At 72.5% G+C, this 16,876-nt stretch carries 17 protein-coding genes; 11 read left to right on the forward strand and 6 right to left on the reverse strand.

Translation table 11 applies throughout. From position 1 onward, the window contains the following. Nucleotides 1–348 precede the first annotated feature (348 nt). The 8 genes from mshD to pstB all read left to right on the forward strand — a co-directional run bounded on the left by mshD (nt 349) and on the right by pstB (nt 10,149). Nucleotides 349–1,269, forward strand: a complete 921-nt coding sequence (mshD, locus tag OO57_RS01935; RefSeq protein WP_033250473.1) for a mycothiol synthase — start codon at nt 349–351, stop codon at nt 1,267–1,269. 285 nt (nt 1,270–1,554) lie between these two features. Then, complete coding sequence (locus OO57_RS01940) at nt 1,555–4,014, forward strand: RNA degradosome polyphosphate kinase (RefSeq protein WP_033250474.1); 2,460 nt, start codon at nt 1,555–1,557, stop codon at nt 4,012–4,014. A gap of 89 nt (nt 4,015–4,103) precedes the next feature. Then, a complete protein-coding gene (locus OO57_RS01945; RefSeq protein WP_051776388.1) occupies nt 4,104–5,171 on the forward strand; it encodes a CHAD domain-containing protein in 1,068 nt (355 codons plus the stop codon). Nucleotides 5,172–5,211: 40 nt separating this feature from the next. Then, nucleotides 5,212–5,718, forward strand: coding sequence for an NUDIX hydrolase (locus tag OO57_RS01950; protein ID WP_106973877.1), 507 nt, complete (start codon nt 5,212–5,214; stop codon nt 5,716–5,718). 244 nt (nt 5,719–5,962) lie between these two features. Then, complete coding sequence (pstS, locus tag OO57_RS01955) at nt 5,963–7,105, forward strand: phosphate ABC transporter substrate-binding protein PstS (RefSeq protein ID WP_033250475.1); 1,143 nt, start codon at nt 5,963–5,965, stop codon at nt 7,103–7,105. A 166-nt stretch (nt 7,106–7,271) separates the two neighbouring features. Then, the gene (pstC, locus tag OO57_RS01960) at nt 7,272–8,255 is read left to right on the forward strand and encodes a phosphate ABC transporter permease subunit PstC (protein ID WP_033250476.1); all 984 of its coding nucleotides are present in this window, start codon (nt 7,272–7,274) and stop codon (nt 8,253–8,255) included. After that, entirely contained in the window at nt 8,252–9,331 is a 1,080-nt protein-coding gene (gene pstA / locus OO57_RS01965) for a phosphate ABC transporter permease PstA (protein WP_033250477.1), read from the forward strand. Before pstC ends, pstA begins: the two co-directional genes overlap by 4 nt. Nucleotides 9,332–9,372: 41 nt before the next feature. Then, complete coding sequence (pstB, locus tag OO57_RS01970; RefSeq protein ID WP_033250478.1) at nt 9,373–10,149, forward strand: phosphate ABC transporter ATP-binding protein PstB; 777 nt, start codon at nt 9,373–9,375, stop codon at nt 10,147–10,149. A gap of 179 nt (nt 10,150–10,328) precedes the next feature. Here the strand turns inward: pstB and OO57_RS01975 are convergent, their stop codons facing one another. Both OO57_RS01975 and OO57_RS01980 read right to left on the reverse strand, forming a co-directional pair. Further along, nucleotides 10,329–11,324, reverse strand: coding sequence for an inorganic phosphate transporter (locus tag OO57_RS01975; protein WP_033250479.1), 996 nt, complete (start codon nt 11,322–11,324; stop codon nt 10,329–10,331). A 5-nt stretch (nt 11,325–11,329) separates the two neighbouring features. Then, nucleotides 11,330–11,950, reverse strand: a complete 621-nt coding sequence (locus tag OO57_RS01980) for a DUF47 domain-containing protein (RefSeq protein ID WP_014137429.1) — start codon at nt 11,948–11,950, stop codon at nt 11,330–11,332. A gap of 252 nt (nt 11,951–12,202) precedes the next feature. Here OO57_RS01980 and OO57_RS01985 point away from each other — a divergent pair, with 252 nt between their 5' ends. Further along, nucleotides 12,203–12,562 carry a metal-sensitive transcriptional regulator gene (locus OO57_RS01985; RefSeq protein WP_033250480.1) on the forward strand — a complete coding sequence of 120 codons (360 nt, stop codon included), beginning with the start codon at nt 12,203–12,205 and terminating at the stop codon, nt 12,560–12,562. Between the two features lie 111 nt (nt 12,563–12,673). Here the strand turns inward: OO57_RS01985 and OO57_RS43475 are convergent, their stop codons facing one another. Together OO57_RS43475 and OO57_RS01990 are read right to left on the reverse strand one after the other, a co-directional pair. Beyond that, nucleotides 12,674–12,847, reverse strand: coding sequence for a hypothetical protein (locus OO57_RS43475; protein ID WP_158714998.1), 174 nt, complete (start codon nt 12,845–12,847; stop codon nt 12,674–12,676). Nucleotides 12,848–12,999: 152 nt separating this feature from the next. Continuing rightward, the gene (locus tag OO57_RS01990; protein ID WP_033250481.1) at nt 13,000–13,830 is read right to left on the reverse strand and encodes a hypothetical protein; all 831 of its coding nucleotides are present in this window, start codon (nt 13,828–13,830) and stop codon (nt 13,000–13,002) included. Nucleotides 13,831–13,989: 159 nt separating this feature from the next. Between OO57_RS01990 and OO57_RS43480 the strand changes: the two genes are divergently transcribed. Further along, the gene (locus OO57_RS43480) at nt 13,990–14,193 is read left to right on the forward strand and encodes a hypothetical protein (RefSeq protein WP_081973404.1); all 204 of its coding nucleotides are present in this window, start codon (nt 13,990–13,992) and stop codon (nt 14,191–14,193) included. 30 nt (nt 14,194–14,223) lie between these two features. Here the strand turns inward: OO57_RS43480 and OO57_RS02000 are convergent, their stop codons facing one another. Both OO57_RS02000 and OO57_RS02005 read right to left on the reverse strand, forming a co-directional pair. Then, nucleotides 14,224–14,976 (reverse strand): phosphatase PAP2 family protein, encoded by a 753-nt coding sequence (locus OO57_RS02000; RefSeq protein ID WP_033250483.1) that lies wholly within the window; start codon nt 14,974–14,976, stop codon nt 14,224–14,226. Between the two features lie 180 nt (nt 14,977–15,156). Continuing rightward, a complete protein-coding gene (locus tag OO57_RS02005) occupies nt 15,157–16,212 on the reverse strand; it encodes a bifunctional lytic transglycosylase/C40 family peptidase (protein ID WP_033250484.1) in 1,056 nt (351 codons plus the stop codon). A 249-nt stretch (nt 16,213–16,461) separates the two neighbouring features. Between OO57_RS02005 and OO57_RS02010 the strand changes: the two genes are divergently transcribed. After that, a complete protein-coding gene (locus tag OO57_RS02010; protein ID WP_051776390.1) occupies nt 16,462–16,809 on the forward strand; it encodes a hypothetical protein in 348 nt (115 codons plus the stop codon). Nucleotides 16,810–16,876: the final 67 nt, after the last annotated feature.

Genomic DNA, 16,876 nt, shown 5'->3' on the forward strand with positions numbered 1-16,876 from the left:
AGGGGGGACCCTGTGGGAGAGTAGGACGCCGCCGAACAATCATTCAGAGAAAGCCCCCTGACGGGATGTCAGGGGGCTTTCTCGCGTTTCCGGGCCGGATGGTTTCAGCAGCGACGACGGCGCCGTCCCATCCGCTCACTTGGCGCATCCGGCGGGGTGCCTGGTGATCAGCGCGGTGGTGAACATCGCGGCCGGCCCAGGACGAGGAGGTGGCGGAGTTCCTGCGCGCTCTGCGGGCGGAGAACCTGCGGCTGTTCGAGGAGCGGCTGGGCGGGGGCGGGGGCGGGGGGCGCCAGCGGGGAGTAGTGCCCGTACGGAATTCGGAGGGGAGAACGTACGCTCGCTGGTATGCGGACTTCTGAGAACACGTCAGGCGCGGGCCCGGTCGAGCGGGTCGAGGTGCTGACGGCGGAGCAGGCCGGGCAGGTGCGGGAGCTGCTGGCGGCGGCGGCCCGGGCGGACGGGCGGGAGGCGGTGTCGGAGGCCGGGCGGCTGCGGATCCGGCCGGACAGCCCGCGCGAGGGGGTGCGGCACCTGCTGCAGCCGGTGGACGGCACGGTGGTGGGCTACGCGCAGGTCGAGGGGGAGCGGCCGGGGACGGTCGAGCTGACGGTCGCCCCGGCCGAGCGCGGCCGGGGCCTGGGCGGCGAGCTGGTCCGCGCGGTGCTGGCCGGGGCCGGGGGCGGGCTGGACTTCTGGGCGCACGGCGGCCTCCCGGCGGCCCGGCACCTGGCGGAGGTGCACGGGGCGGTGCTGGTGCGCGAGCTGCGCCAGATGCGGCGCACCGCGCCCGCGCCGGACGCGGTGCCGCTGCCCGCGGGCGTGCGGCTGCGGACCTTCGAGCCGGGCCGGGACGAGGCGGCCTGGCTGGCGCTGAACGCGCTGGCCTTCGCGCACCACCCGGAGCAGGGCTCCTGGACGGAGCGCGACCTGGCGGAGCGGATCGCCGAGCCCTGGTTCGACCCGGAGGGCTTCTTCCTGGCGGAGCGGGACGGCCGGCTGGTGGGCTTCCACTGGACGAAGACCCAGCCGGACGGGCCGGGCGAGGTGTACGTGGTGGGGGTGGATCCGGCTGAGCAGGGTAATGGCCTGGGTAAGGCGTTGACGGCGGTGGGCCTGCGGCACCTGGTCCTGGAGCGAGGCCTGCCGACGGTGATGCTGTACGTGGACGCGGACAACGCGGCCGCCGTCCGGGTGTACGAGCGGCTCGGGTTCGAGGTCCACGAGGTCGACCTGATGTACCGCTGGGAGCCGTCCGGCCCGCGCTGAGCCGGTCGGGGGCGGGCGGAAGGGAGCGTCCGCCAGCAGCCACGGGGGTGACGGACTCAGCTTTCCTCCTGGCCATGCGGTGTTTACCGTGGATTCAATTGACGCCGCGAAGATCACAGAATGTCGTCCGTATTGCCGCGTCCGCGTCACCGCTCCACCCACCGCCCGTCCGGGCGGATCCCGGCGTCCCCGGGCGGGTGGACGTGGGTCGACGAGGACGAGCAGCCTGCGGAGTCATGTCCTTCGCCCCACCGGGGCCGCGTCCTGCAGGAGGAGCTGGAACCGATGAGCATCCCCCGCCCCGTCTCCGACTCGGCCGGTCCGGCCGAGCGCAGCAGTGAGCAGCAGAAGCCGGCCGTGCGGTCGGGTGTGAGGTCCGGGTCCGGTGCCCGCGGCAGGGCCGCGACCGGCAAGGACACGGGCAAGGACGCCGAGAACGAGAAGGAGGCGCGGCCGCGCCCGGTGCCGGTGCGCGGCAAGGCCAAGGCGGTCGAGCTCAAGGCCGACGCGAAGGCCGCCGTCAAGCCCGCCCCCAAGCCCGGTGCGAAGGCCGGCCCCGAGCCCGGGGCCGGGTCGCCGCGGGCGGCCACGGCGCTGCCCGCCGCGGTGTCGGCGGCCTTCCCGGCGGGGTCGCCGGGCGGCGGCCCGGGCTCCGGGGCCGCGGAGGAGGTCGAGCTGCCGCAGGGCCGGTTCCTGGACCGGGAGCGCAGCTGGCTGGCGTTCAACGAGCGGGTGCTGGAGCTCGCGGAGGACCCGGAGATCCCGCTGCTGGAGCGGGCCAAGTTCCTGGCGATCTTCGCGTCCAACCTGGACGAGTTCTTCATGGTGCGGGTGGCGGGCCTCAAGCGCCGGATCGCCACCGGGGTGGCGCAGCGCTCGGCGTCGGGGCACCAGCCGCGCGAGGTGCTGGACCTGATCTGGCGGCGCTCGCGCGAGCTGATGGCGCGTCACGCGGCGACCTTCCAGCAGGAGGTGCTGCCGGACCTGGCGGCCGAGGGCATCGAGCTGGTGCGCTGGCCGGACCTGGCGGAGACCGAGCAGGCCCGGCTGCACACGCTGTTCCGGCAGCAGATCTTCCCCGTCCTGACGCCGCTGGCGGTCGACCCGGCGCACCCGTTCCCGTACATATCGGGGCTGTCGCTGAACCTGGCGGTGGTGGTCCGCAACCCGGTGTCCGGCCACAAGCACTTCGCCCGGGTGAAGGTGCCGCAGTCGCTGTCCCGGTTCCTGGAGGCGTCGCCGCAGCGGTACGTGCCGCTGGAGGACGTGATGGGGGCGCACCTGGAGGAGCTGTTCCCGGGGATGGAGGTGCTCGCCCACCACGCGTTCCGGGTCACCCGCAACGAGGACCTGGAGGTGGAGGAGGACGACACCGAGAACATCCTGAAGGCGCTGGAGAAGGAGCTGATGCGGCGCCGCTTCGGGCCGCCGGTGCGCCTGGAGGTCGAGGAGTCGATCGACCCGTACATCCTGGACCTGCTGGTGCGGGAGCTGAACATCACCGAGGCGGAGGTCTTCCCGCTGCCCGGGCCGCTGGACCTGACCGGGCTGTTCGGGATCGCCGACCTGGACCGGCCGGAGCTGCGCTACCCGAAGTTCGTGGCGGGCACGGCGCGCGGGCTGACCGACGTGGAGTCGGCGACGCTGCCGGACATCTTCGCGGCGATGCGCGAGCGGGACGTGCTGCTGCACCACCCGTACGACTCGTTCTCGACCTCGGTGCAGGCGTTCCTGGAGCAGGCCGCCGCGGACCCGCACGTGCTGGCGATCAAGCAGACGCTGTACCGCACCTCCGGCGACTCGCCGATCGTGGACGCGCTGATCGACGCGGCGGAGTCCGGCAAGCAGGTGCTGGTGCTGGTGGAGATCAAGGCCCGGTTCGACGAGCAGGCGAACATCAAGTGGGCCCGGAAGCTGGAGGAGTCCGGCTGCCACGTGGTGTACGGCCTGGTCGGGCTGAAGACGCACTGCAAGCTGTCGCTGGTGGTCCGCCAGGAGGGCGAGACGCTGCGCCGCTACTCGCACGTCGGCACCGGCAACTACCACCCGAAGACGGCCCGGCTGTACGAGGACCTGGGCCTGCTGACGGCCGACCAGCAGGTCGGCGCGGACCTGTCGGACCTGTTCAACCGCCTGTCGGGCTACTCGCGGCGCGAGTCGTACCGGCGGCTGCTGACCGCGCCGCGCGGGCTGCGGGACGGGCTGGTGGCGCGGATCAACGGGGAGATCGCGCACCACCGGGCCGGGCGGCCCGCCTTCGTCAAGGTCAAGGTCAACTCGATCGTCGACGAGGTGGTCATCGACGCGCTGTACCGGGCCTCGCAGGCCGGGGTGCCGGTGGACGTGTGGGTGCGCGGCATCTGTGCGATCCGGCCGGGCGTGCCGGGGCTGAGCGAGAACGTCCGGGTGCGGTCGATCCTCGGGCGGTTCCTGGAGCACTCGCGGGTGTTCGTGTTCGGCAACGGCGGCGACCCGGAGGTGTGGATCGGCAGCGCCGACATGATGCACCGCAACCTGGACCGCCGGATCGAGGCGCTGGTGCGGGTCACCGACCCGGCGCACCGGGCCGAGCTGAACGGGCTGCTGGAGCTCGGCGTCTCCGACGAGACCGACTCCTGGCACCTGGGCGCGGACGGCACCTGGACCAGGCACGCGCAGGACGCCGAGGGCCGCCCGCTGCGCCACGTCCAGGACCTGCTGATCGACTCGCGCCGCCGCAACCGCGGCTCCGCCGCCGCGCGCTGAGCGGCACCCCGCCCGCGCCGGGAGCCCCGGCGCGGGCGGACTGCACCCCTGGGGCAGGCCCAGGGAGGGAATCGGGGAGAGCCACAGCCATGACCGATGCGCCGACGACGGCCCCGGTGGCGCGCGCCGCGACCGCCGGGGAGGTCCTAGCCGGCTACCTGACCGCCCAGGCGGGCGCGTTCCTGCGCGCCCTGCCGCAGGTGGTCGGCGAGGCGGGGTCCAGACCGGGGTCGCTCCCGGCGTCGGCGCAGGCCGCGGACGACCTGCTGCGCGCGGTGCGCCGGGTCGGCGGGGCGCTGCACACCTTCGCGGCGGCGTTCGACCCGCAGTGGGCGCAGGAGTCGCGCACCGAGCTGCGCTGGCTGCTGAACCTGCTCGCCCAGGAGCCGGGCTACCGGCGGCGGGCGGCGCGGCTGACGGGCGCGCTGGACTCGCTGGCCGACGCCTCCCCGGACGGGGCGGGCATGCTGGCCGGGCACGCGGGCGCGCCCAAGGCCCGGGCGCTGCTGGAGCGGCAGCTGACGCTGGCTAGGACCAGGGCGCACACCGCGGTGCTGCAGGAGCTGCGCTCGGCCCGGCTGCACGCGCTGGCGGACCGGATGACCCTGCTGGCCGGGGAGGTGCCGCTGACCGCGGCGGCCGCGGAGCCGGTGGCGGCGCTGCTGCCGCGGGCCGCGGCGGCGCTGGCGGCGCTGCTGGGCGCGGGCGAGCGGCTGCCGTGGCAGCGGGCGGCGCAGGCGTACGGCGGGGCGGGGCTGCACCGGCTGGGCGCGGCGCAGGCGGAGCCGGGCGAGGTGCCGGCGGCGCGCGCGGCGGCGGACGCGGACGCGGCGCTGGCGGCGGACGACGCGCCGTGGCTGCGGGCCCGGATCCTGGTGAAGCGGGCCCGGTACGCGCTGGAGGTGTGCGGGGCGCCGGGCGGGGGCCTGGCGGAGCTGGACGGGGTGCTGGCGCGCCACCGGGAGGCGTCGGACGCGGCGGCGACGGTGGCGACGGCGGCGCGCACGCCGCGGATCACCCCGGCGACGGCGTACGTGCTGGGCGTGGTGCACGCGGACCAGCGTTTGGAGGTCGAGTCGGCCCGGTACGCTTTCGGGCGCCAGTGGCCGGGGGTGGCCCCGGGGCTGGTGGGCCCGGTGGCGGCGCTGCCGGGCTGAGGACCTCGTCGCCCCCGCCCGGACGGACCGCGTACCGCTGATGCCCGATCGCCCCTCCCCGCCCGACCGCGCCCCGGCCCGGTCGGGCGGTGCCCGGCAGAGCCGCCGCCCGGCGGCGGGTTCCCGTTCGACGGTGCTGGCGGCGGGGGCGGTGCTGTGGGTGCCGGGGCCGCCGAAGAAGGGCGGCAGGGGGCGGAAGAAGCCGCGGATCGCGCTGGTGCACCGGCCCAAGTACGACGACTGGAGCCTGCCGAAGGGGAAGCTCGACCCGGGGGAGGGCTGGCGGGCGGCGGCGCTGCGCGAGGTGCTGGAGGAGACCGGGATGCGCTGCGTGCTGGGGGCGGAGCTGCCGGCCCAGCACTACCTGGCGCAGGGGCGGCCGAAGGAGGTCCGGTACTGGGCGGCGGTGCCGACGGGTGGCGCATTCCGGCCCAACCGGGAGGTGGACCGCCTGGAGTGGCTGCCGCCGAAGCGCGCCAAGGAGCGGCTGACCCACCCGCGGGACCGGGTGCTGGTGGACGCGCTGCTGGAGCTGCTGCTCGGTTGAGGGCCGTCCGGGTGGTTCGCGCAGGTCGTGCGGGTGATCTCACCGCGCCCCCACCGTGACGCAACCGTTACTACCGGCCGCAGTTTCCTGACGTCCCTTCGAGGTTCACTCCCCGTTCATTTGCGACCGGCTGACGCGTCACCTGTCCTGCCTAACTTCTGGGTTACCGGAGGGCCGGAAGGGCCCCGGACCACAGCAAAACCGGTCGTTCCGAGACCGGCATTGCCTCAGAAAGGGACACCCAGTGAACCTGCGGAACGGCCGCTCCAAGGCCCTCGCCATCGGTGCCGTCGCGCTCGTCTCCACGCTGTCGCTCTCGGCTTGCGGCACGGACGACAACACCTCGAAGACCACCTCGGGCTCCTCCACCGGTGGTTCGACGGCGGCCGCTCCGGCCAAGATCGCCTGCGCCGACAAGGGCGGTCAGCTGCTGGGCGCCGGTTCGACCGCGCAGGCTCCGGCCATCGACGTCTGGAAGGCCGCGTACAGCGCCGCCTGCTCCAGCGCCACCCTGACCTACTCCGGCGGCGGCTCCGGTGCCGGCGTCACCCAGTTCAACCAGGGCAAGATCGCCTTCGCGGGCTCCGACTCGGCCCTCAAGGCGACCGAGGTCGACGCCTCGAAGGCGGTCTGCACCGGCGGCCAGGCGATCGACCTCCCGATGGTCGGCGGCCTGGTCTCGATCGTCTTCAACATCGAGGGCGTCGACAAGCTGGTCGTGGACGGCCCGACCCTGGCGAAGATCTTCGACTCGCAGATCACCAAGTGGAACGACCCGGCGATCGCCGCCCTGAACCCGGGCGTCACCCTCCCGGCCGCCGACATCCAGGCGATCCACCGCTCGGAGGACTCCGGCACCACCGCCAACCTGACCGGCTACCTGGCCAAGGCCGGCGGCGGCAACTGGAAGTACCCGGCGGCCAAGGCCTGGGCGGGCCAGGGCGGCCAGTCCGCGAACGGCTCGGCCGGTGTCGCGGCCCTGGTCAAGCAGACCAAGAACTCGATCTCCTACGTCGAGCTCTCCTACGCCCAGACCAACAAGCTGAACAGCGCCGCGATCAACACCGGCGCCTCCAAGCCGGTCGAGGCCACCGCCGCCAACGCCGCCGCCACCCTGGCCTCCGCCAAGGTCGTCGGCACCGGCTCCGACCTGGCGCTGGACATCGACTACGCGACCAAGGCCGAGGGCAACTACCCGATCACCCTGGTCACCTACGAGATCGTCTGCGACAAGGGCAACAAGGCCGACACCCTGCCGGTCCTGAAGTCCTTCCTGAACTACACCGTCAGCGACGCCGGCCAGCAGGCCATCGGCGCGGTCGGCTACGTGCCGCTGCCGGCCGAGCTCGCGGGCAAGGTCAAGACCCAGATCGACGCCCTCGCCTGAGGCTGAGCGACGACCGGCCGGGCGGCCCCCGCAGGAGGGGGAGGGGCCGCCCGGCCGGGGCATTCGTCCACGCGCACCACGCACCACCACCACGAGAACGTCCGGGGCACCGCCGCCAAGGTGCCGCCCTCCGCGGGGCAGCGCCGCCAGACCGGAGTAAACGACCATGACTTCTGCACCCCCCGCCGACGCGCGGGGACGGGCTCGACGGAGCCGGGGCGACAGCCGCCGCGGCGACAACGTCTTCTTCAACCTCTCGCGCGGTTCGGGCATCCTGCTGCTGGTCGTCATGGCCGCCATCGCAGGCTTCCTCGCCTACCGCTCCTTCCTCGCCCTGGGAAAGAACGAGGGCAACTTCCTCACCACCTTCGAGTGGACCCCGGACGCCACCGAGCCGGTCTTCGGCATCGCCGTCCTCACCTTCGGCACCCTGGTCAGCGCGTTCGTCGCGATGGTCATCGCGGTGCCGGTCGCGGTCGGCATCGCGCTGTTCATCTCGCACTACGCGCCCCGCCGGATCGCCCAGCCCTTCGCCTACCTGGTGGACCTGCTGGCCGCGGTCCCGTCCATCGTCTACGGCCTGTGGGGCGTGCTGTTCCTCGTCCCGCACATGGACGGGCTGACCGGCTGGATGGACCAGTACCTCGGCTGGACGTACGTCTTCGACCAGTCCAGCACCGGCGTCCCGCCGCGCAACCTGTTCACCGTCGGCATCCTGCTCGCGATCATGGTGCTGCCGATCATCACCGCGGTCACCCGCGAGGTCTTCCGGCAGGTCCCGCGGATGCACGAGGAGGCGGCGCTCGCGCTCGGCGCGACCCGCTGGGAGATGATCCGCACCGCGGTGCTGCCGTTCGGCCGCCCCGGCATCATCTCCGCCTCGATGCTCGGCCTGGGCCGCGCGCTCGGCGAGACCATCGCCGTCGCCACCGTGCTGTCCACCAACAGCCAGCTGTCGCTGCACCTGCTCGACCCGGGCGGCGGCACCTTCGCGCAGAACATCGCGCTGAAGTTCAACGAGGCCCAGCCGCTCGGCCGGGACGCCCTGATGGCCTCCGGCCTGGTCCTGTTCGTCATCACCCTGCTGGTGAACGGCGCGGCCCGCATGATCATCGCCCGTCGCAAGGAGTACTCGGGGGCCGCCGCGTGAGCAGCACCGTGACCATCACCGACGCCACCCCGCCGCAGCTGGCCCACCGGCTGACCGCGGCCCGGCTGCCCCGCTGGGCACCGGCCGCCACCGCCGCCGCCTCGGTCGCCCTCGGCTGCGGCATCGGCGCCGCCGCCGGGCTGGAGAGCCGCGTGCAGTGGGGCCTGCTCTCCGCGCTGCTGTTCCTGGTCGTCAGCTACACCGTCTCGGCCTCGGTCGAGGGCCGCCGCCAGGCCAAGGACCGGTTCGCCACCTCGCTGGTCTGGGTCTCCTTCGTCTGCGCCGTGGTGCCGCTGGTCTCGCTGACCTTCTACACCGTCCAGCAGGGCATCGACGCGATCAGCCCCGAGTTCCTCACCCACTCGATGAAGGGCGTCGTCGCCACCCTCAGCCCGGACGGCGGCATCTACCACGCCATCATCGGCACCATCGAGCAGGTCCTGCTGGCCACCCTGATCGCCGCGCCGATCGGCCTGCTCACCGCCGTCTACCTGGTGGAGTACGGCCGCGGCCGGCTCGCCAAGGCGGTCACCTTCTTCGTCGACGTCATGACGGGCATCCCGTCCGTCGTCGCCGGTCTCTTCGTCCTCTCCCTCTGGAACATCGCCCTCGGCTTCCAGTACTCCGGCTTCTCGGGCAGCCTCGCGCTGGCCATCCTGATGATGCCGGTGGTGGTCCGCTCGACCGAGGAGATGCTCAAGCTCGTCCCGAACGAGCTCCGCGAGGCCTCGTACGCGCTCGGGGTGCCGCGCTGGAAGACCATCCTGCGGATCGTCCTCCCCACGGCCATCGGCGGGATCACCACCGGCGTGATGCTGGCGGTCGCCCGCATCACCGGTGAGACCGCCCCCGTGATGATGCTGGTGTTCGGTGCCGACTTCATCAACAGCGACCCGTTCGACGGGCCCCAGCAGTCGCTGCCGCTCTACATCTGGCAGCAGTACTCGCAGATCAACAACGACTTCGGATACCAGCGCGCCTGGGGCGCGGCCCTGGTGCTGATCGCCTTCGTGATGGGGCTCAACCTCGTCGCCCGGGGCGTCGCGCGCTGGCGCTCGCCCAAGGGCGGGCACTGACACCGACTGACGTACGAGAAGACGAGAAGAGACCAAGGATCATGGCCAAGCGCATCGACGTCAGCGGACTGTCCGCCTACTACGGCTCCACCCGCGCCATCGACGACATCTCGATGACCATCGAGCCCCGCTCGGTGACCGCCTTCATCGGCCCCTCGGGCTGCGGCAAGTCCACCTTCCTGCGCACCCTCAACCGGATGCACGAGGTGATCCCCGGCGCCCGCGTCGAGGGCAAGGTGCTGCTGGACGACGAGAACCTGTACGGCGCCAACGTCGACCCGGTCGCCGTCCGCCGCTCGGTCGGCATGGTGTTCCAGCGCCCCAACCCGTTCCCCACCATGTCGATCTACGACAACGTGGTGGCCGGCCTCAAGCTGGCGGGCGTGAAGAAGAAGTCCGTCCTGGACGGGGTGGTGGAGAAGTCCCTGCAGGGCGCCAACCTGTGGAACGAGGTCAAGGACCGCCTGGGCAAGCCCGGCGCGGGCCTGTCCGGCGGCCAGCAGCAGCGCCTGTGCATCGCCCGGGCGATCGCGGTCGAGCCCGAGGTGCTGCTGATGGACGAGCCCTGCTCGGCCCTCGACCCGATCTCCACCCTCGCCATCGAGGACCTGATCGGCGAGCTCAAGTCGCAGTTCACCATCGTGATCGTGACCCACAACATGCAGCAGGCGGCCCGGGTCTCCGACCGCACCGCCTTCTTCAACCTGGCGGGCGTCGGCCAGCCCGGCAAGCTGGTCGAGCTCGACGACACCCAGCGGATCTTCTCCAACCCGTCGGTCCAGGCCACCGAGGACTACATCTCCGGCCGCTTCGGCTGACCGGCCCGCGGTCCGGCCGGGCCCCGGGCCCGGTTCGGGCCCGCGTCCGGTCGGCCCCGCGCCGCAAGGACCGCTCCGCGGCGCTGCATGGCGGTGCCGCCGCGGAGCAAGCAGGAAGGGCCCGCCCCCGTGCTGTGGGGGCGGGCCCTTCCGTGTGCCGCCGCGGTGCCGTCCGCGGGTCAGAGGACCAGCAGGTCGGTGATCCCGAACACCGCGGCCGCCACGATCGCCGCGGCCGGCATGGTGATGAACCAGCCCATCACGATGTTCTTCGCCACCCCCCAGCGGACCGCGCGGACCCGCTTGGTGGCGCCCACGCCCATGATCGCCGAGGTGATCACGTGGGTGGTGGAGATCGGCGCCGCGTAGACGAACGAGGTGACGTACATGACCGCGGAGGCGGTCGCCTCGGCGGCGAAGCCCTGCGGCGGGTCCAGCTCGATGATCTTCCGGCCGAGGGTGCGCATGATCCGCCAGCCGCCCGCGTAGGTGCCCAGCGAGAGCATCGCGGCGCAGGAGATCTTCACCCAGATCGGGATGCCGGTGCCGGAGTGGTGGCCGGAGATGGTCAGCGCCATCACCACGATGCCCATGGTCTTCTGCGCGTCCTGCAGGCCGTGCGCCAGCGCCATCGCGGCCGCCGAGGCGGTCTGCGCGACCCGGAAGTTGCGCTTGGCCCGGTGCGGGTTGGCCCGCCGGAAGATCCACAGGATCGCCAGCATCACCAGGAAGCCGCCGACCAGGCCGACCACCGGCGAGACGATCATCGGAACGATGATCTTGTCGACCACGCCGTGCCAGACCACCCCGATGCCGCCCGCCAGCGCCGCGCCCACCATGCCGCCGAACAGCGCGTGCGAGGAGGAGGACGGCAGGCCGAAGTACCAGGTCACCAGGTTCCAGGCGATCGCCCCGACCAGGGCCGAGAACAGGATCGCCATGCCCCTGCTGCCGGTCGGGGTCTCGATGATCCCCTCGGAGACGGTCTTCGCGACCCCGCTGCCGAGGAACGCGCCCGCCAGGTTCATCACCGCGGCCATCGCCAGCGCCGCCCGGGGCGTCAGCGCCCGGGTGGAGACCGAGGTGGCGATCGCGTTGGCGGAGTCGTGGAAGCCGTTCGTGTACGTGAAGAAGAATGCGACGCCGATGACGACGATCAGTGCTGCCATGTCCACGGAGGTCAGGACTCCTTGACGGCGATGGTCTCCACCGTGTTGGCCACGTGCTCGAACGCGTCGGCGGCCTCTTCGAGGACGTCCACGACCTGCTTGAGCTTCAGCACCTCGATCGCCTCGTACTGGCCGGAGAACAGGTGGGCCAGCAGCTTGCGGTGGATCTGGTCCGCCTGGTTCTCCAGCCGGTTCACCTCGATCCAGTACTCGGTGAGGTTCGACATCGACCGCAGGTTGGGCATCGCCTCCGCGGTCAGCTCGGCCGCCCGGGCCAGCACCTCGATCTGCTGCTCGATGCCCTTCGGGAGGGTCTCGATGTCGTACAGCACGACCAGGTCGACGGCCTCCTCCATGAAGTCCATGATGTCGTCCAGCGAGGAGGCCAGGTTGTAGATGTCCTCCCGGTCGAACGGGGTGATGAACGAGGAGTTCAGCTGGTGGAAGATCGCATGGGTGGTGTCGTCCCCCGCGTGCTCGGCGGCGCGCATGCGCTCGACGATCTCCGCGCGGGCTGACACGTCAGAGCCCAGTAGTTCCAGCAGGAGCTTCGATCCGACGACCAGGTTCTCCGCCGCGGCGGCGAACATGTCGTAGAAGCTCGTCTCCTTCGGGGTCAGGCTAAAACGCACGGAAATCTCCGATGTGCGGGGTCGGTACTTGACGATGCTAGGCGCACGCCCCCCGCCCGTGAACACGGGGTTGCCGACGCGCGCCCTAAGTGTGTCCCACGACACGCCGGTTTGCTCCCGCTCTGCACGGGGATCTCTGACCTGACGCCCGGACGGCGGAACAGCGCACCGGTGCCGGGTGTTGGATCTGGGGGCACCTCCCGGCCGTAGGCTGGGGGCGGGCCGAGTACCGAGACCAAGAGGGCGGACCGGATGACCACCATCGACACCCCGAGCACCGAGACCGCTCCGGCGGCCTGCCACGGCGCCGCCGCGGCCGCCGGGCCGCACGGCTACAGCGGCGAGAAGGAGGCGCACCTCAAGCGGCTGCGCCGGATCGAGGGGCAGGTCCGCGGGCTGCAGCGGATGGTCGACGAGGACGTGTACTGCATCGACATCCTCACCCAGGTGTCCGCCTCCACCAAGGCCCTGCAGTCCTTCGCGCTCTCCCTGCTGGAGGAGCACCTGCGGCACTGCGTCGCCGCCGCGGCCGCCGCGGAGGACGGCGGCGAGGAGCTGAACGCCAAGGTGGCCGAGGCCAGCGCCGCCATCGCCCGGCTGCTGCGCACCTGAGACCGGCTGCGGCCCGTCCGCCGGGCGCGCCCGGGCCGCCGAACGCCGCAGAACGCCGCCGAACGCCGCCGACCGTGCGGCGGGCTGACGGCCGCTCAGTCCTCCGGCTGCTCAGTCCTCCGGCCGCTCCGGTCCGCGCCGGGCCAGCAGGACTTCGTCGATCTGCTCGGCGGCCAGCCGTTCGGCCCGGCTGGCCGAGGCGGCGATCATCAGCTCGCCGGTCAGGTCGATCTCGTCCAGCGCGGTTCTGTCGTGGCCGCCGGTGCCGTTCTCCCCGGATGCCATGGCCTCCACCCCTTCCGCGCCCCGTCCGCCCGCACCGGCTTGCCCGCCCCCACCAGGGTAAGGAGCGGAGGGCCGGGCCACATGGCACGGACGGGCCATCTCTGCCGCCCGAAACGGGTGGGCCCGGCACCGTCGGTCGCCGCCGCCGCCGGTCACTTCGGCGAGGGGCTGGCCTTCATCGAGTAGATGTCGGCGGCCGCGGGCTCGGCGGCCTCCACCGGCTCGCCGAAGGCGGCCAGCGACAGCGTGGACACCACCTTGACCTGGTCCTTCGCCGCGGTGGACCCGGCCACCCCGGCGAAGGTGAAGTGCTCCACCACCTTGTGCAGCCGCCCCCGGTCGTCCAGCCAGACCTCGTACGGGACCTCCTTCACCGTGAAGGTCTGGGCCGCCATCCGCAGCCCGTCCGCCCCGCGGCCGCCGGTCGCGTCGGCGGCCTTCGCCAGGTCCAGGGTGCCCCGGTAGTGCTTGAGCTCCACGCCGCCCACCTGCTCGGTGCCGACCAGCTCGGCGTGCTGCGCGCCGCGCAGCGCGCCCGCGGCGGAGGCCGGGTCGGTGGCGCCGGAGCTCACCAGGTTGCCGTCCGGCAGCTGGCGCACGTCCAGCCTGACCCACTTGCCCTCGGGGATCTTCGCGCCGCTGTTCTGCAGGTACACCGTGCCGGGCAGCACCACTTCGGTGATCTTCCCGGTGGTGGCGGCGCCGGGCGGGACGTCGACCTCCAGCCGGCCGATCCGCTTCACGTAGTCGTAGCCGCCGGTGCCGTTGAAGACCGCCTTCTTCTCGGCGGACTCGGTGATCAGCTCGGTCGTCGCGCGCACCGAACCCGTCCGGCCGGTGATGTCGGCGGCCGAGCGGACCGCCGTCAGCGGGTCGGAGGACAGCTGGTCGGCGGAGTTCGGCCGGTCCTGGCCGCCGCCGGTGCAGGCCGACAGCACCGTGACGAGCAGGGCCGCGGCGGCGGCGCGGTTGAGCTTCTTCACTTCTTCGACAACCCCCTCGGGCCCCGGATGACCCGGCAAGCAACCGCCCCGGATGGGCAGAGCGCTTGCCCGGCAAACGAGTTGGGGCGCAGAAGGTTACGCCGTTGTTCACCCGGAGGTCGGGAGGCCGGGCCGTCCGGCCGGGCTACGGTGAAGGGTGTGGCAGACCAGCGCCCAGGGGCACCCGGCGGGACAGCGCGCACCGACCACCCGGACGAGCACCGGGTGGAGGTGGAGGAGCGCGGCTCGTTCAGCTTCGCGCACTGCACGTGCGGCTGGTTCGCCCCCGGACGGCGCTCGCGCGACAAGTCCCGGCGCGACGCCGCGGGCCACCTGCTGGAGACCGGCGCCGAGGTCGCCTGAACCCGGCGGGCCCGCCGTCGGCGCCGCCGGTCAGGCGGCGAGGTCCTCCGACGCGCGCTCCCGCTCCGGCTGCGGCTCGCCCCGGCCCCGGCGCCGCCCGGCCCGGCGGCCCGCCGGAGCGGCCGACCGCCGCCCGCCCGGCTCCGCGGCGACCGAACGGGCCACCACCAGCGGACGCAGCGCGGTGCGCGACAGCGCGTGGCACAGCGGCACCAGGACGGCCATCGCGATCGGGGCGAGCAGCAGCACCACCGCGGTGGCCAGCGCGTAGCCGCCGATCACGTCGGTCGGGTAGTGCACGCCGACGAACAGCCGGCAGAACCCCTGCAGCAGCGCGAGCGCGCCGGCCGCCAGGCCCAGCCTGCGGTTGACCAGGAACAGCGCGACGGCGATGCCCATGGACATCGCCGAGTGGTCGCTGACGAAGGACAGCGTGTCCTCCTTGCCGGGCACCAGCACGTCCAGCTCGGGGTGGCTGACGAACGGCCGCGGCCGGTCCACCAGCTGCGAGATCGGCAGGTTGGCCAGCTCGGAGATGGCCACGGCCAGCGGCGCCCACAGCACCCCGGCCACCGCGACCGGGGCGTCCGGCCGGCGGCGGGCGACCAGCCAGGCGGTCAGGCCCAGCGCGGCCAGGCCCAGCAGGATGCCGTACTCGGCCGTCCAGGCGACCAGTGAGTCCAGCCAGCCCGGGGCATCGGCGGCCAGGCCGTTGACGGCCTTGAGCAGGCCGAGGTCGGGATCGCCCGAACCGGCTCCGGCGTCGGCGAGCAGCGTCGGCACGCCGCACCTCCCTGTCCGCTCTCCGCAGTGGTCCCAGGTCGTGGTGCTGCCGGGTGCGGACTTACCGGTAGCCTCCCCAGTCAACGCGATCAAGGCCGCCGCGGTTTCCGTCGAAACGCACCGTTATGCAAAATTGACTCACCGTCCACGGGGCGTGCACATGCCGGGGACGGACCGCGGTCAGCTGACCTTCGGCGCCTCGCTCCGCGTGATGGTGCCGTCGTTCGGGTTCCGGTTCGGCAGCGCGGCCGCGCCGTCCGAGGTGACCCGGGTCGCCCCGATGTAGTCCTTCTGGTCGATGGTGTCGTAGCGCACCTTCGCCCCGGTGTGCGGCGCGTCGATCATGTACCCGCCGCCGACGTAGATCCCGACGTGGTGGATGGTCCGCGGGTCCTCCAGGTCGTTGGCGAAGAACACCAGGTCACCCGGCCGGAGTTGGTCCCGCGACGGGTGCGGCCCGGCGTACCACTGGTCGTTCGCCACCCGGGGCAGCTGGATCCCGACGCTCTCGTACGCGGCCTGCGTCAGCCCCGAGCAGTCGAACCGCCCGTCCTCCCAGGTCTGCCCGGTCCCGCCCCACAGGTAGTCCGTCCCCAGCTTGCCCTGCGCGAACCAGATCGCCCCGGCCGCCTGCTGCGTCAGCGCCAGCTGCGCCCCCGGGTCGGCCGGCGCGGTGAAGGACTTCGCCAGCGCCTGGATGCTGCGGACGTAGCCCTGGGTCTCCTTGTACGGGGGGATGCCCCGGTGCTCGATCACCGCGTACGGACCGGCGTTGTACGCGGCCAGCATGTTGGCCTGCCGGTCCCCGGGCACCCCCGCCACGTCCCGGGCCAGCGCGCAGTCGTAGGTGGCGGCGGAGGCGATCGCGTCGAAGGCGTTCCAGATGTCCCGCTCGCCGTCGCCGTCGCCGTCCGTCCCGTACGTGGCCCAGGTGGCTTCCAGGAACTGCGCCATCCCGTACGCCTTCGCCGGGCTCTTCGCCCGCGGGTCGAAACCGCTCTCCTGGTACAGCTGCGCGGCCAGCATCGGCGCGGAGATCTCCGGGCAGAGGCCGCCCCACTGCTGGATGTGCGCCCGGTACGCGGCCGGCACCGTCCCGCCGGACAGCCCCGGGCGGGCGGAGGAGCGCTCCGGGACCCCGCTGGCCGCGTACGTCCCGAGCGTCACGACGCCCACGAAACCGATCGCGAGCACCGCCGTCGCGGCGCCCGCCAACCGAGCCTTCCGGAGCACCATCCAGCACCATCCCGACGGAACGTCAGCGGCCATGTCCTGTTGCGCATTTGCCCGGTGCAATCATCACAGATACCAGGGGCGGGAAGTATCCTTGAAGCACCGGACATCCTGGCGGAGGCGTCCGGCCAGCCACGAGCAATCCGCGAGAAGCAGCCAAGTCGACGTCAGATCTGGCCAAGAGTAGGCCCTGCCCCTTCGCTCGACCGTGGTCCGGGGCCTTGAATTTTCCTGATCGGGCGGTGAGATGGGATGGACCTGAACGTGGACAGCACAGTGATCCGGCACCTGGCGGAGGACCCGCCGAAGAAGGCCGACATCGACACCATCATCGGCGGGATCGCCCCCGACTGGGGCCCGTTCGCCACCCTCGGCTCCTCGGCCCGGGTGATGGTGCAGGTCGTGATGGCCATCGCGATCCTGGTCTGTCTCGCCATCGCCATCTGGGGCGCCGCCAAGCAGCGGATCGGCGCCACCGCGATGCGCGACACCTTCAGCGCCGAACAGGGCAAGGGGCTGATCATCGCCGGCCTGACCGGCGTGTTCATCATCGGTTCGCTCGGCACCCTGTTCACCATTGTCTACGGCATGGCCATCTGACGATCGGACCGCAACTCCCGCCCCGGAGCAGTTGATCCGTCCCGCCGCACCACCCCCGCCCCCGCCC

Source organism: Kitasatospora phosalacinea (assembly GCF_000717185.1).
Taxonomy (GTDB): Bacteria; Actinomycetota; Actinomycetes; order Streptomycetales; family Streptomycetaceae; genus Kitasatospora; species Kitasatospora phosalacinea_A.